This is a genomic window from uncultured Gimesia sp., assembly GCF_963972345.1.
Classification (GTDB): domain Bacteria; phylum Planctomycetota; class Planctomycetia; order Planctomycetales; family Planctomycetaceae; genus Gimesia.
Window position 1 is genome coordinate 1 of sequence record NZ_CAXAVM010000041.1, and the last position, 13,984, is coordinate 13,984.

At 51.4% G+C, this 13,984-nt stretch carries 10 protein-coding genes; 5 read left to right on the top strand and 5 right to left on the bottom strand.

Annotated elements, in window-relative coordinates; genetic code table 11:
• The 3 genes from AACZ40_RS09435 to AACZ40_RS09445 form a co-directional block, all read left to right on the top strand.
• Positions 1 to 2,115: hypothetical protein (locus AACZ40_RS09435; RefSeq protein WP_339674199.1), on the top strand; the 2,115-nt coding region annotated here is incomplete at its 5' end.
• Positions 2,116 to 2,490: 375 nt separating this feature from the next.
• Complete coding sequence (locus AACZ40_RS09440) at positions 2,491 to 2,850, top strand: DUF3467 domain-containing protein (RefSeq protein ID WP_291176711.1); 360 nt, start codon at positions 2,491 to 2,493, stop codon at positions 2,848 to 2,850.
• 436 nt (positions 2,851 to 3,286) lie between these two features.
• Complete coding sequence (locus tag AACZ40_RS09445) at positions 3,287 to 6,163, top strand: 2-oxoglutarate dehydrogenase E1 component (protein ID WP_291176714.1); 2,877 nt, start codon at positions 3,287 to 3,289, stop codon at positions 6,161 to 6,163.
• A 17-nt stretch (positions 6,164 to 6,180) separates the two neighbouring features.
• Here AACZ40_RS09445 and fhcD read toward each other — a convergent pair whose 3' ends face one another.
• The 4 genes from fhcD to surE all read right to left on the bottom strand — a co-directional run bounded on the left by fhcD (position 6,181) and on the right by surE (position 10,889).
• Positions 6,181 to 7,107, bottom strand: coding sequence for a formylmethanofuran--tetrahydromethanopterin N-formyltransferase (gene fhcD, locus AACZ40_RS09450; protein WP_291176717.1), 927 nt, complete (start codon positions 7,105 to 7,107; stop codon positions 6,181 to 6,183).
• Positions 7,108 to 7,195: 88 nt separating this feature from the next.
• Positions 7,196 to 7,834 carry a response regulator transcription factor gene (locus AACZ40_RS09455; protein ID WP_291176720.1) on the bottom strand — a complete coding sequence of 213 codons (639 nt, stop codon included), beginning with the start codon at positions 7,832 to 7,834 and terminating at the stop codon, positions 7,196 to 7,198.
• A gap of 4 nt (positions 7,835 to 7,838) precedes the next feature.
• Entirely contained in the window at positions 7,839 to 9,887 is a 2,049-nt protein-coding gene (locus tag AACZ40_RS09460; RefSeq protein WP_339674204.1) for a PAS domain S-box protein, read from the bottom strand.
• A 210-nt stretch (positions 9,888 to 10,097) separates the two neighbouring features.
• Positions 10,098 to 10,889: a 5'/3'-nucleotidase SurE gene (gene surE, locus AACZ40_RS09465; protein ID WP_291176726.1), complete on the bottom strand. Its 792-nt coding sequence runs from the start codon at positions 10,887 to 10,889 to the stop codon at positions 10,098 to 10,100.
• A 134-nt stretch (positions 10,890 to 11,023) separates the two neighbouring features.
• Between surE and AACZ40_RS09470 the strand changes: the two genes are divergently transcribed.
• On the top strand, positions 11,024 to 11,644 hold the full coding sequence (locus tag AACZ40_RS09470) for a nucleotidyltransferase family protein (RefSeq protein ID WP_291176729.1): 621 nt from the start codon (positions 11,024 to 11,026) through the stop codon (positions 11,642 to 11,644).
• A 408-nt stretch (positions 11,645 to 12,052) separates the two neighbouring features.
• On the top strand, positions 12,053 to 13,384 hold the full coding sequence (locus tag AACZ40_RS09475; protein ID WP_291176732.1) for a hypothetical protein: 1,332 nt from the start codon (positions 12,053 to 12,055) through the stop codon (positions 13,382 to 13,384).
• A 133-nt stretch (positions 13,385 to 13,517) separates the two neighbouring features.
• Here AACZ40_RS09475 and AACZ40_RS09480 read toward each other — a convergent pair whose 3' ends face one another.
• Positions 13,518 to 13,844 carry a hypothetical protein gene (locus tag AACZ40_RS09480; protein ID WP_291177171.1) on the bottom strand — a complete coding sequence of 109 codons (327 nt, stop codon included), beginning with the start codon at positions 13,842 to 13,844 and terminating at the stop codon, positions 13,518 to 13,520.
• Positions 13,845 to 13,984: the final 140 nt, after the last annotated feature.

Here is a 13,984-nt window from a genome sequence, read left to right on the forward strand (position 1 = left end):
GGGTCTGGTAGCTCTGTTTCTGATGAGGATGGCGTTGTTGACGATGTCTATGAAGTGCCCGGTGAATTTATCTTCAGTCAGGGCGGACTGGATGCTTACTTCACCTTTACGGCTACGACGGCTGGTACTTATTATATCGGACTGTCTGCCTTTGATAACTATGACTACGATGCGACGACCACCGGACAGGGGACTGGCTCAGTAGATCCCACATCAACCGGTTCTTATGACCTGACGATTACCGTTGAAAATGGCGGGGCTCCCTTACACGGGACGCAGTCGATTGTGACTGATACTACACTGGATGAGGGGACTGCCGTTGATCTGGTTGTGGTCCGCAATCAGACAGATCTGGGGCCAAACGGACATACTTCCGCACTGCCTGCCAGTGATACCTGGATTGACGAGTGGAGTTCGTTCTGGGTGGAAGTTTATGTCGAGACAGCGGATGCCAGAAGCATTACTGCTGCAGTCGCCGACTTGAACTACAACACAAATTTCTTCACTGCAACAACGATTGAGTTTGGCAGTGCATTTGCCGCAGCGGGAGAAGCGGTGATTGATGATTCTACGGGCGTCGTGACCGGAATCAGTGGAGTCGCCAATGCCGATAAGACCGGTTATGGTAAAAAGGCTCTGCTGGCTCGAGTCAAGTTTGAATCACTGGCGCAGGATGATGTCTCGATCGACTTTGAAGACAAATTCATCGGTCCACATGCTTTGGGTCTGTCACTGAGCAATGTCAGTGTCAGTCTGTTTAATGATGCTGAGACGACATTGGTCGTCGGTGATGCTCCTGATACCGATCTGTGGGCGATTGCCTACGATGTGAACGACGATGATACAATCAACTACCGCGATCTGATAATCCTGGCTTCCATTTATGGAGAGAATGTTCTCGATGCCGATTCTCCTTACGTCTGGGCGTTGGATGCTGATAAGAGTGGAAAAGTAGATTATCGGGACCTGAACTTTATGGCTTCCAACTACGGTGTCCACAAAGGGGGAGATAAAGATGTTGTCTATCCATCTAACTTCCTGCAACGCTGGTATGGTAAGACAACCGATATCACCGGCGATTCGACGATCGACCAGGTAATGGATGAAGCACTGGGGATCTGGCAGGATGCATTGGGCCTGGAAGCGGTTCCGGACATTCAGCTGGTAATTACCAACCTGGGCGGAACTCAACTGGGTGAAGGTAAGATAACCGCCGTCGATGAAGAGGGGCGTCCTGTTTCAGGGATTGTGACTCTGGACGATAATGCCGCCGGTCTGGGCTGGTATTCGGATCTGGATTCATCTGTCTTCAGTGATACCGACCTCGAAGGGGGCGTGGCTTACTCGGCTGATGCAGAATCTGCTGCCGCCGGTCATTATGACCTGCTGACGGTTTTGCTACACGAAATCGGCCACGTACTCGGATTCACAGATACTTACGCTCCGTTCGAAAGCTTTATTCAAACGGGCGTAGGCGGAACTCTGACCTTCGTGGGCAGTGGCTTTGAAGCCACGCTGACCGATGATGGTCTGCACCTGGATGATACAGTACATGCCGGCGATGTGATGAATGCGACATTGGATCCGGGCGTTCGCAAACTGCCTTCGATCCTGGATGCCCTGATTCTGCAGTCTGCTCACGAAGCTGCTGCATCGGGCAGCTATGAGATCCTGGTCGGAGTGAATGCTCCTCTGATGGCGAATCTGCCGCTGGTGGCTGAACCTCCTGTGACGCAGGTTACAGAGGATGAAGATTCCCTGGTGACGACCGTCGCTTCTCTGCCCGAACTGTCGCCGGTTGTGTTTGATGTGACCAGCAGCCTGCTGACGGGTGATGAGACGGTTCAATCGGGATTGGCTCAGTACTTCAATCAACTGCTGCAGAGCCAGGGGACCGAACAGGGTGAACTGGATCTGACGGTTCTGGAAGGGTTGAGCGATGAGATCATCAATGATCTGCGTTTGAACGGTCTGTCGATTGTTGACAGCGGGAAGATTGATGATTCGGCCCAGGCAGATCTGGAAATCAGTGATCTGGATCTGGCAGGTTTGAATGAAGAAATCGATGCTGATTTCGATGATGTCTTCTCAGACTGGGCAGGCCCCATACTTTAAACAGTCTGTATGAATTTCAGGCCCTGATGTGTATGCGAGTGCTGGCATCAGGGCCTTTTTCTTAGAATGTCACGTTCTGGGAGCTGCGGGGGAGATAGGGTGTCGAGTTGCGTTTTGACAACATACAGTCATTTTCGTAAGCGCTGACAGCCTGTATCCCAAGAGTTTTAAAGTCTTTGCATTCTGTTCTTGAATGCTGAACACTGCGATGGTATGTTTCAGGTGTCTTGAGTACAGTCAGGACAAATCAATCAAGTATTTTCGGGGTGAACTGCCGAAGTATCAGGGTGAAGTTCATTTCAATCAGTTCAGGTCCCACATTTCTGGAACCAGTTACTTCTTAAGATTTTGTATCACATTGAGGAGAAAAAAAGCGTGAGTGCTAAGAAAGATGACAAACCAGCTGATGAGACAACACAACCTGCTGCAGAACAGGCACAGGCTCCCGCCCAGCAACAACAGGTCAAAGTTAATGACAGCAATGTTATTGCGAGCTACGCCAACTTCTGTCGCGTATCCAGCACCCCAGAAGAACTGATTCTGGATCTGGGTCTGAATCCTCAGCCACTGGATCCAGCGAACACGGAGATCAATGTCGGGCAGCGGATCATCCTGAACCATTACACCGCCAAGCGACTGCTGAGTGCTCTTTCAATGGCATTACAGCGTCATGAGCAGGCCTTTGGTGTTCTGGAAACAGATATTCGTAAACGCGTTGTTCGTCAGCAGACCTGATCTGACAACGCTGATCGTCTCGTTTCCTGCAGCAATGGGGAGCGAGTGATGATGACAGTCTGATAAGATTAAGCTTACCCGCCGGCCCGTTGTGTTTTCACATCGGAGCCGGTTTTTTTGTGCTGCTGCCTGGTAAGTAGAGAGGCCGAGTTCCCGGCCCAGTTCCCGGAGGGCTGGTTCCCGATATTCCGGTTTTTCCTGAAAATTTGGATAAAAGTATGGCAGCGGTTGAGTAGGAAAGTGAAATCGACTTTGGTAACTTTCTTTAGGACAGCGCAAGTCTGCTAGAGTAGAGAGCTTTAAATCTCTGATCTAATACGGTAATGTAGAAGAAACATGTTTTAAACCTGTATTCGCGACAGAGCATTCTCCCTGCGTGTCGAGTTGACACTGTGTGTGCCCTGCCGGATTCATTATTCAGCCCGGAGAGGGCACAATGCTTGATAAACCAGATTCTGCTTCGTACTCCCATGAAGGCAATGGGCACTCCGATAATCAGCTGCCAGAAGAACTGATCAACGATTTGAGCTCGGAATCGTTAACTTTCGTAGAATCGCTGTACACAAGCTATCTGGAGTCGCCGAGCTCCGTGTCGCAGGAATGGCGGGAGTATTTCTCGAAGTTTCCCCAGAAGATGCCCCGGAGCCGCAAACCGAATTTCGGACCCTCTTTCAAACGTCATACGATGTTCAATCCTCCCGGCAAGCAACAGAGGGAGGGCATGGACCGCCAGACGATGAAAATCGCAGATCGTCAGGAGCGTCTGGACCAGTTGATCCGTAACTACCGTGTACGTGGCCATATTCTGGCTTCCCTGGACCCGTTGGGAAAACAGCGGGCCACGCCTCCCGAGCTGATGCCCGAGTTCTACGATTTCTCGGAACGGGACTACGACCGCGTTTTTTCTACTTCCACGTTTGGTGGTCCCAAGCAGCGAACGCTGCGGGAGATGATCCAGTGGTTGAGAAATACCTACTGTCGATCGATCGGTGCGCAGTTCATGCACATCGACAGCCTGCGTGTGCGGAAGTGGCTGCAGAACCGGATGGAAAGCACCGCCAATTTCCTCAAGTTCGAGCGCCCCGAATCATTGCGGATCCTGCGTCGCTTGACCGATGCGGTGGTGTTTGAAGAATTCATCCAGAAAAAATATGTCGGCCTGAAAAGCTTTTCGCTGGAAGGGGCCGAGAGCCTGATTCCGCTGCTGGATCTGGCGATTGAAAAAGCGGGCGAACAGGGCGTCGATGAAATCGTGTTCGGGATGGCACATCGGGGCCGCCTGAACGTCCTGACCAACATCATGGGGAAAAAGCCCCGTGAAATTTTCCGCGAATACGAGGACTCTGTCCCCGAGATGAGTGTGGGGCGAGGCGATGTGAAATATCATCTGGGTTACAGCTCCGACTGGATGACTGAAACCGGACACAACGTGCACCTGACGCTTTGTTTCAACCCGAGTCACCTCGAATTCGTGAACCCGGTTGCCATGGGCCGGATGCGCGCCAAGCAGGACCGCTGGGCCAATATTGACCGTACCAAAGGCATGGTTCTGCTGATTCACGGTGACGCTGCTTTCGCCGGGGAAGGGGTTGTGCAGGAGAGTCTGAACCTGAGTGAGTTGCGGGGTTATCGAACGGGGGGAACGATTCATGTGATCGTCAATAACCAGATCGGTTTCACCACGGATCCGGCACAGAGCCGCTCTTCGACGTACGCGACAGACGTGGCGAAGATGTTACAGATCCCGATTTTCCATGTGAACGGGGAAGATCCGGAGGCAGTGGCCCAGGTGGTTCGACTGGCGATGGACTTCCGCAAGGAATTCCACCGCGATGTGGTAATCGACATGTATTGCTATCGTCGACGTGGTCATAATGAAGGGGATGAGCCAGCATTCACGCAGCCTTTGATGTACGACATTATCAACAAGCGTCCTTCAGTGAGAGACAGCTTTCTGCAGCGCATGCTGGAACGCAAGTCGGTGACGAAAGAAGATGGTGATCGACTGCAGGATGAAAGTGTTTCCCACCTGGAGTCCGAACTGGCAGCAGCCCGGGTTGAAAATTATCCACACAGGGTTGAATTACCGGCAGGGATCTGGGCCGGCTACCGGGGCGGTCGTGAGTTACCGGCTGACCAGATTGATACCGGTGTTCCCGAGAAAAGCCTGGTGAACCTGCTCTTGAAGCAGACCGAGGTTCCCGAAAATTTCACGCCCCACAAGAAGATTCAGCGTCTGTTGAGTATCCGTCAGGAGATGGCAGAGGGAGAACGCAAGATCGACTGGGGAACGGCTGAGGCGTTGGCCTTTGCCTCACTGTTGACCGAAGGTTACCGAATCCGGGTCAGTGGTCAGGACGCACAGCGCGGCACGTTCAGTCATCGTCACGCCGTACTGCATGATGTCAAATCCGGTAAAAAATATACGCCGTTGAAACATCTGGTGGAAGGACAGGGACCGGTTGAGTTCGTGAACAGTCCGCTTTCCGAAGCAGGCGTACTCGGTTTTGACTATGGTTACAGTCTGGACTGTCCCGATGGCCTGATTATCTGGGAAGCGCAGTTTGGCGATTTCTGTAATGCCGCCCAGGTGATCATCGATCAGTTTATCGTTAGTGCCGAAGACAAGTGGCAGCGTTACAGCGGCATTGTGATGTTGTTGCCACACGGTTTTGAAGGGCAGGGCCCCGAGCATTCGAGTGCCCGCTTCGAGCGTTTTCTGCAACTGGCCGCCGAGAGCAATATTCAGATTGCGATGCCTACCACTCCCGATCAGTTTTTCCATCTGCTCAGGCGTCAGATGATCCGCAAATGGCGGAAACCATTAATTGTGATGACACCCAAGAGTCTGTTAAGGCATCGCGACGCGGTTTCCAGCTTCAAGTCGATGAGTACAGGCTCGTTTATCAAAGTGATCGGCGATACCACAGATCTGAAGCCGGAGAAGGTCAAACGAATTCTGCTGTGTACCGGTAAAATCTACTACGATTTAAGCGAACACCGAAAGCAGACAGAGCGAGACGATGTGGCTATCATCCGCATGGAGCAGCTCTATCCGGTTCCGAAAGAGGAACTGGAGGCGGCACTGGCTCCGTTTGCAGAAGGGACTCCCGTGTACTGGGTTCAGGAAGAACCGGAAAACATGGGAGCCTGGCGATTCATGTATTGTCGCTTCAAAGGGAATCTGTTCGGTCGTCATCCGCTGAAAGGTGTGTATCGACCCGCCAGTGCCAGTCCGGCGACTGGTTCGGGGCGCAGCCATCAGTTTGAACAGGAAATGCTGATTTCCGAAAGTTTCCGGGAAGAGGAATAAGGATCAGGCACGGTCGCTCAAGCGTGAGCGCTGTGAATCAGATCTTTAAGGTGAAAGTGATGTTTCCCCAGTTTGCCGCCATAGTTTCCGGCGGTAATCTGGAGGATCCCCGGTTGCTGACAGATGGTATGCAGTCCGACCTGCATTGCCTGCTGTACGGGTTCGAACGCGGCACCGTCGATGACAATTTCATAGACGCAGCCAGTGCCCTGGGGGAGTTCTGACGTGGTTTGTGCCTGTAGCGTCGGGCAATAGGCATCGTTGGTGCTGGCCTTCAGTTTGGAATAGCGCGAGCCGACTTTACTGCCGCTGCGGACGATGCCCCCCGGGAAGGGGAGGATTGTAAGGTCGACCTGTTGCATGGCCGAGACTGCCGCTTCTGTTGCGAGCAGCCCTCTTTTCTGATCGGAGGCACAGATTAACAGATTACCGCCGGCGACTCCCTTGAACGTTCCGGTCTGATCCTCGCAGACAAATTCCCCATCCATGACGGGCACACGCCAGAGTCTGCGGTTTCCCCATTTTTTGGAGATCTGAAAACCGTCTCCAAAAAAACGCAGTTGGCTGCCTAAGGAGATATTCTTTTCCGGATCTTCGCAGGTGTAGCCGGAGTAACAGGCGGTAGTCGGGCAGGTGAGAATGCATTGTCCGACGCGATTCGTGACGGCTTTTTCCAGAGCGGTCTGTCCGAAGGCAAAGAACATCAGGCTGACGCCGGGACGGCCATCGGGGCTTTCTGCCGGGGAGAGATATTTCTCGACTCCTGCTTCGGCATCACAGGCGATCACACTGGTTGCATAGCCGGTGGCTTCTGCTGCTGCAATTCTGACCCAGGCCTCGGTCAGGGCCGTCACGATAATTCGCGTGCCGACGGTGGTAAATGCTTCCGCAAAAGTATCACAAACGGGAACACCGTTTAACGCCAGTTCTGGATGCTTGTTCAAAATGGTTCCCGGAGAATTTCAAGGGGGCAATGAGAAAGTGACAGATCTTTAAATTGATTATTGCGGAATGAAAAGCAAAAACAAAGGCTCACTGATCCCGGTCATATTCGGGAACATCTTTGATCTGCAGGTCCATCTGAATCAGTTTGGGAACGCTTTTGGCCTGCATTTTTTTCATGATTTTGGCGCGGTGCGCTTCGACCGTTTTGAAACTGACATTCAGCTTTTCGGCAATTTCGCGACTGGAAAATCCGACGACAACATATTCCATGACCTCCCGTTCACGGCGGGTGAGCGTTTCTTTGCGTTCCATCAGATCCTGGTTCTGCACCCGGTTCTGTTTGTTTCTGATGTCGGTTTCGATGCCTTTCTGAATGTAATCCAGCAGCACCTGATCGCTAACCGGCTTTTCCAGGAAGTCGATCGCTCCTGCTTTCATGGCCCGCACCGCCATAGGGACATCGCCGTAACCGGAGACGATGATGACAGGAATATCGTATCCGCGTTCCCGCAGTTTTTCCTGTAATTCCAGGCCACTCATACCGGGGATTCTGACATCCAGGACCAGGCAGCCGGGAAATTCCGGTGAATAACTCTCCAGAAACTCGCTGGCGAGTTCATGTGTCTGTACTTTCAGGCCGACCGATTCGATCAGCCAGCGGAGTGATTTTCTGATGGCGGGATCGTCGTCTACAACGAAGACGGTTGCCTCTTGCTGGATAGTCATGATTTCAGACGCCACTATTTCGATCTCCATGTGCTAATGGAAGAGTGATAATAAAACTGACTCCCTGTTTGTTTCTGCGCGGGGTCAACTTGCCTCCGTGGGCTTCGATAATCGTCTGACTGATTGACAAACCGACGCCGAGTCCCTTTTGTTTTGTAGTATAGAATGTTTCGAAGATAGATTTTTCCTGGCCTTTTTTCAAACCCATTCCGCTGTCTGTTACACAAATCATCAGATTTCCCGCCTGATCCAGATCAGATTGAATCCCCACTCTGCGGTCTTCAGGGGGCTGCTCCGACATGGCTTCGAAGGCATTTAACAGCAGATTGACCAGCACCTGCTCAATCTGGATTGCATCACCGATGATCTGGAGAGGTCCCGGGCTTAACTCCAGATGCAGTGTAACAAAATTACGTTGGATTTCATGTTCCAGCAGCGCGATGGAATTCTGGATGACGGCATTAATGTCCAGTTTTTTCTGTTCGACTTCACTCTTTTGAACATGACGCCTGAGACGCTTGATCGTTTCACTGGCACGTTGTGCCTGGCGTGATATTTCTTCGAGGGGTTCCACCAGATTATCCAGAGTTGTGGTTCCGGACTGAATACGGCGAATACAGCCATTTGTATAATTATTAATTGCCGCCAGGGGCTGATTGAGTTCGTGCGAGAGTTCGGCAGCGAGTTCCCCCATGGTTGAAAGCCGGGAAAGATGCGCGAGTTCCGCGCGTCGTCTAACCAGCTCCTGTTCTGCCTGCTTCTGCTGCGTGATATCAGTGGCGATGACCATCGCGGCGATAATAACGCCTTCACTCACCATGGCACCGATGCGGCAGGAATAGAGCGTTTTTTTTCCTTCCGGATTAAGCCCTTCGGTTTCCAGTACTTGTGTCTTTCCTGAATGAAAGACTTCCTGAAGAATGCGGCGAGCTTTAGCGAGGTCTGCCTGGTTCATGTAACTGAAAATGGATGAACCGATAATGGCATCCCTGCTTACCGACTGAATCTGATGATTAATATAGAGAATGTTCCCTTCATGATCGAGCGTCAGAATCGTATCAGGCGCGTTGGTCACCAGGGAGCGCCACTTGGCTTCTGTCTGCTGCAGCACATTATAAAGCCGGTTTCGCTTGGTATATTCCTCGTTCAGAATTGCATGTGCATGTTCCAACTCGGCAGTGCGGGACGCGACCCTGGCTTCCAGATTCTCGTTTAACTTTTCCAGTTCCTCCAGGGCGGAGTGTTCCCGGGTCACGTCCTTTACGCAGGAAAGCAGGAATGTCTCGCCGCGAAAATAGATCTGGACCGCAGAGAGCATGGTACATAAGCGGGTGCCATTGGGAATGATGAAGTCAAAATAGAGTTCGCGCGCCGTCCCTTCTTTCTGCACCTGTTCAATCATTTCCCGGCGTGTCTGCTTGTCGGGCCAGAACCCGATGTCAAATGCACTTTTGCCCAGAACGAATTCCCGGCTGCATTGCAGCGCGGTCAGAAAGTTCTCATTGACTTCAATGAAGACTCCGGTGTCAATCTCCGTAATGCACATGGCGATCGGATTCACCTGAAAGATCTTGCTGAAGCGATCTTCGGAGCGGCGGAGTTCTTCCTGCGAAGTGACTTTCTCGGTGATATCAATGGCGACAGAAAGAAAGCCGTCCACCTGTCCCTGTTCATCGAAGAAGGGATTGTATTCGGCGTCAAAAACCAGCTCATTGACTGTCCGGATCTGCTGCTGTGGTTCACCGTTGAGTGTTCGCCGGAAAATATCGATCAGGTCGGGTTCAGCAGCGTACTCATTGAAGATAGATTTGCCCACCCATTCGCCCGGGAGATAACCCAGTCGGGACAGGCCTCCCCCTTCGGAGAGTGTGACGATACCGTGGCGATCGACGGCCCAGATGATCAGGGGAGTGATGGAAAGGATTTTTCGCATCAGTTGCTGATCTGAATCGATGATGTTTTGCAGGAGTTCGCTGGTCTGCAGTTCAGGGAAAGTTTCGGAGATGATGCGGGAGGCGAGACTGTTGTGTTCTGCTGACTGATTGTGGTTCACGGGGCAGCTCCTCAACACATCTTATCTTCAGGTCACTGTTAACAATTTCGCGGAGGTAGGAATGCCGAACCCCTCTATCGGGACAGGTTCTGAGAAATCCTGTCAGAGCAGGGTTCTGCCGCAAACGATCGGTTTAAGCTTTGATTATCCCGCATTGTGGTGAAATGTCAAACTTTGGAACGCCTCGGGCGTTGATTCCCGTGTTTGAGATCAAGTGAGGTCGACATCGATCTCACCGCCAGCCTGCTGATCTGACGCTTGTAAATGCTGGTGATCTGTTAAGTCAAATTTCAGGGGAGTGACAGTGACAAAGCCATCTGCCAGCTCATGGATGTCAGTGCCCGGGTCCAGTTGATGATTTTGAATCGGATCAAGTCCACTCCAGAAATAAGGACGCCCACGGGGATCAATTCGTTTTTCCATCACATCAAAATGTCGTTTTACTCCCAGGGAAGTCCATTTGACCCCCCGTGGCCAGTCGGGCCGTATGGCGGGAAAATTGATATTCCAGAGACGGTCGGCGGGAGATTTTTCCTGTAACAGTTTTCTGATGACGGGAAGACTCTGTGTGGCGCAGCGGTCGTAGTCCGGTTTGGTGTCGTTGGCAAAACTGCTGGCTGCCGAAATGGCGATTGAAGGAATACCGGCGAAGGCACCTTCGATGGCTCCTGCAACAGTGCCGGAATAGAGCACGTTAATCCCCACATTCGAACCGGAATTGATGCCACTGACAATGAGGTCGGGACGTTTCGGGCAGAATTCCAGAATTCCCAGTTTGACACAGTCAGCCGGACTGCCGGCCACTGCCCAGCCCCAGTGCTTTTCACTTTCAAATTCCTGATGTATCATCAGTGGATGTAAATAGGTAATACTCAACCCCACCCCGCTCTGTTCGGCGAGGGGGGCCACTACTTCCACATCACCGAGTTGCGTTAAAGCTTTCTGCAGGCTGCGAATGCCGGGGGCGTGTATTCCATCATCGTTCGTCAATAAAATTTGCACGATTGATCCTTAACTCTGAATGGTTCAGACAGGTTCTGAACGACAGCTTATCTTAGTAACTTATTGCGAAAATCCGCCGGTATCTGATTCAGAATAAGCCGGCCTGACTCTATCTTATCGGAACAGGTGATTTAATGACAACGCGCCGACTGTTTGCGATTGTGCCTGCTGCTGGCCGAAGTCGACGTATGGGAGCCCATAAACTGCTGCTCTCGCTGGGCAGCGAAACAGTGATTCAGCGACTGGTGCGGGCCCTGAGCTGTAAATTAGTCACAAAAGTCGTCATTGTCGCCCGCCGGGATGACGCGCGTTTAGCAGAGCATCTGGCTGATTTGCCCGTCGAACTGGTGCAGCCGGAAACAGATCCCCCCGATATGAAAACCAGTGTCCAGCACGCGCTGCACTGGATTAAGGAACGCTATCAACCAGCGGAGGATGAGAGTTGGTTACTGGTTCCGGCAGATCATCCTGTGCTTGAGCAGTCTGTCATTGAAGAATTATGCGAGGGGTGGGAACAGTGTCCGGCTGACGTGATGATCCCCGCGTACCAGAATCGTAAGGGACACCCGACTTTTTTTCGGTGGTCGATGGCGGGGGAGGTCTTTAAGCTCCCGGCAGAGCAGGGGATTAATGCACTCTGGCAGCGAGGGGGCGTACAGCCTCACCTGCAGTCATGCGATGTGCCGGAAATCCTGCTGGACCTGGATACTCCTGAAGAATTTGAGGAATTGCAAAAGAAATATGGCAAAGATTAAGAGACGTTGATGCATCCAGAAATAAAGATGTATTCATTCTCGGCAGAAAGTAACAGATCGGATGTCGTTTCTATGATTCATGTTGAGTTCTGATAACAGGTTACCACGAACGAATGTTGCATTTGTGAAACTTTGCAGGTGATAACGGTTATAAAGTGGAACCGGTAACAAGCTCTTCACTAAAAAGAGATATCCCCCTTTTTTCCTCAAGTTGCCGAAACTATGTGATCTATGCTTGAGTGCTAAATAGAACAACCCGCGATGATTTCGATTTTTCCATACGGGACGTCAGCTTTTGATTTGCATCTTTTTTCAGGTCATGTCAATAATGCAGACAGTCATGTATGAGATGAAAAATCGGAAAACGCACACTTTCATCATGTGACGCACTTTTTTGGAGGGGGAAAAATGAAAAAGACTCTGGCCTTGGCATTCGCCGCTGTGGCAATGCTGGCTGTCAACGATTCGGCACAAGCCTGCAGGTATTTTGGAGCAGCCAGTTATAACTGCTGCCCGACTACTGCCTGTCAGCCAACAGCATGTTATACCGCCTGTCGAGTTGAGCGGAAAACCTGTTATCGTACTGTTTACGACCAGGTTGCAGAACCTCAACAGTACACGGCTTATCGCACCGAATACGAGACAGTTTACGAAGACAAGCAGGAAACCTGTTATCGCATGGTGAATGAAACGGTTTACCGCGATGTCGAATATACGGTTCAAAAGCCCGTATATGAAACATCGGAGCGGGAAGAGCGTTACACTGTCCGACGACCGGTGGTCGAAACCAAGTACCGTGATTGCAGCTATCAGGTACAACGTCCTGTCTGGGAAAACCATGAACGGGAGTGTCGACGGACTGTGATGCGACCTGTTGTGGAAACAATCGAACAGGAATGCCGACAGACCGTAATGCGACCTGTCACAGAAACGGTTAACCAGGAACGGTGTTATACGGTTATGAAGCCGGTAACGACCTACCGCACGGTGCATCGTTTACAGGGAGTCTGGGAAACAAAACAGATTACCAAACCCGGAAAATGCCGTCCCTGCTGGACCACTGATGCTTGCGGGATTCCGCGGATGACCATGGTTCAGGTTCCAGGGCGGACTCACTGTCGCAAAGTCTGGCGATTGAAACGTGTTGCCTGCCAGGTGCCTTGCACCCAGTATGTACCAGAAGTCGTTCGCCAGAACTGCCCGGTACAGGTAACGCGTTATGTACCCGAAGTGATTGTGAACAAAGTACCTGTAAAAGTCTGTAAAATGGTACCCGAAGTGGTTGTGACCAAAGTTCCTTACCGGACCTGCCGGTGGGTAACGGAAACCGTCGCTCAGAAGGTTCCTTATCAGACGTGTAACTGGGTTTGTGAAGAAAAGGTTCGTAAAGTTCCTGTTCAGACCTGTCGAATGGTCTCGGAACAATGCACCCGTAAAGTCGCTGAATGCGTCACGCGGAAAGTGCCTTTCACTGTCACACACCGGGTTGCCCGCTGCGTACCCAAACAGGTTCCTGTAACCTGCACACGGTATGTCACCAAATGCGTGGCCCGTAAGGTTCCTTACGAAGTCTGCACGATGGTTCCTACCACAGTCTGTCCTACGACTGCCTGTGCTACTGGTAACTGTGATCTGGCTCCTCAAAGCCAGGAAACAGCAAAACCGGTTGTTCCCGAACCACAGCCTGAACCGGAAGCAAATCCGGATCTGAATCCTGGTACGCCGAGAGTATCTGCTTAACAGGACGCTGGATTCGCTTGTGATGTAAATGAACAAAGGCAGGTTTCAATTGAAACCTGCCTTTTTCTAATTTCGATTCAAAGAAACTGAAAAATCGCTACTGTCGAGAGTTTTTCCTGTGCCAGGAACTGGTTTACCATCCACCTTCTGATTTCATGCCTTCAGCACCACAGACGATGTCGCATGAGGTATTCAGGTCACAGTCATCGAACGCGTCATCAAACTCACTTCCGAGAATGTAGCTTTTGGTTTTTCCATGGCTGCCTGACCAGAACCCGGTATAAGCATAAGTCTGGTTGAGTGCGCCGATGGCATTGGAAACGTCGTTAAGTTCCGTATTCACGGCGACAGCAACTTCGCTTAAACCGACGATCATCGCCAGTACAGCGATTGTCAGAACCAGCACTAATTCTGCAGAGATCACGAACCCAGCTTCGTCATTGTACAAACGCTGAACGATACACAACATGAGAGAGTCCCCTTACTTAATCGTAGAGTGCGCCGACCGTCGAATGCGAGTTCAACAGGCAAGCTATGTGAGAGAGAGTTTTGTTTGTGAGAGAGTATTTTGATTCGTGAATGTTTTCGCAGGGTGTTACC

What these genes read in the sequence shown, in the direction of transcription:
- AACZ40_RS09470 (WP_291176729.1), top strand. Translation starts at nt 11,024, where the DNA reads ATGACAACGCGCCGACTGTTTGCGATTGTGCCTGCTGCTGGCCGAAGT.
- AACZ40_RS09455 (WP_291176720.1), bottom strand. Translation starts at nt 7,834, where the DNA reads ATGACTATCCAGCAAGAGGCAACCGTCTTCGTTGTAGACGACGATCCC.
- AACZ40_RS09445 (WP_291176714.1), top strand. Translation starts at nt 3,287, where the DNA reads ATGCTTGATAAACCAGATTCTGCTTCGTACTCCCATGAAGGCAATGGG.
- AACZ40_RS09475 (WP_291176732.1), top strand. Translation starts at nt 12,053, where the DNA reads ATGAAAAAGACTCTGGCCTTGGCATTCGCCGCTGTGGCAATGCTGGCT.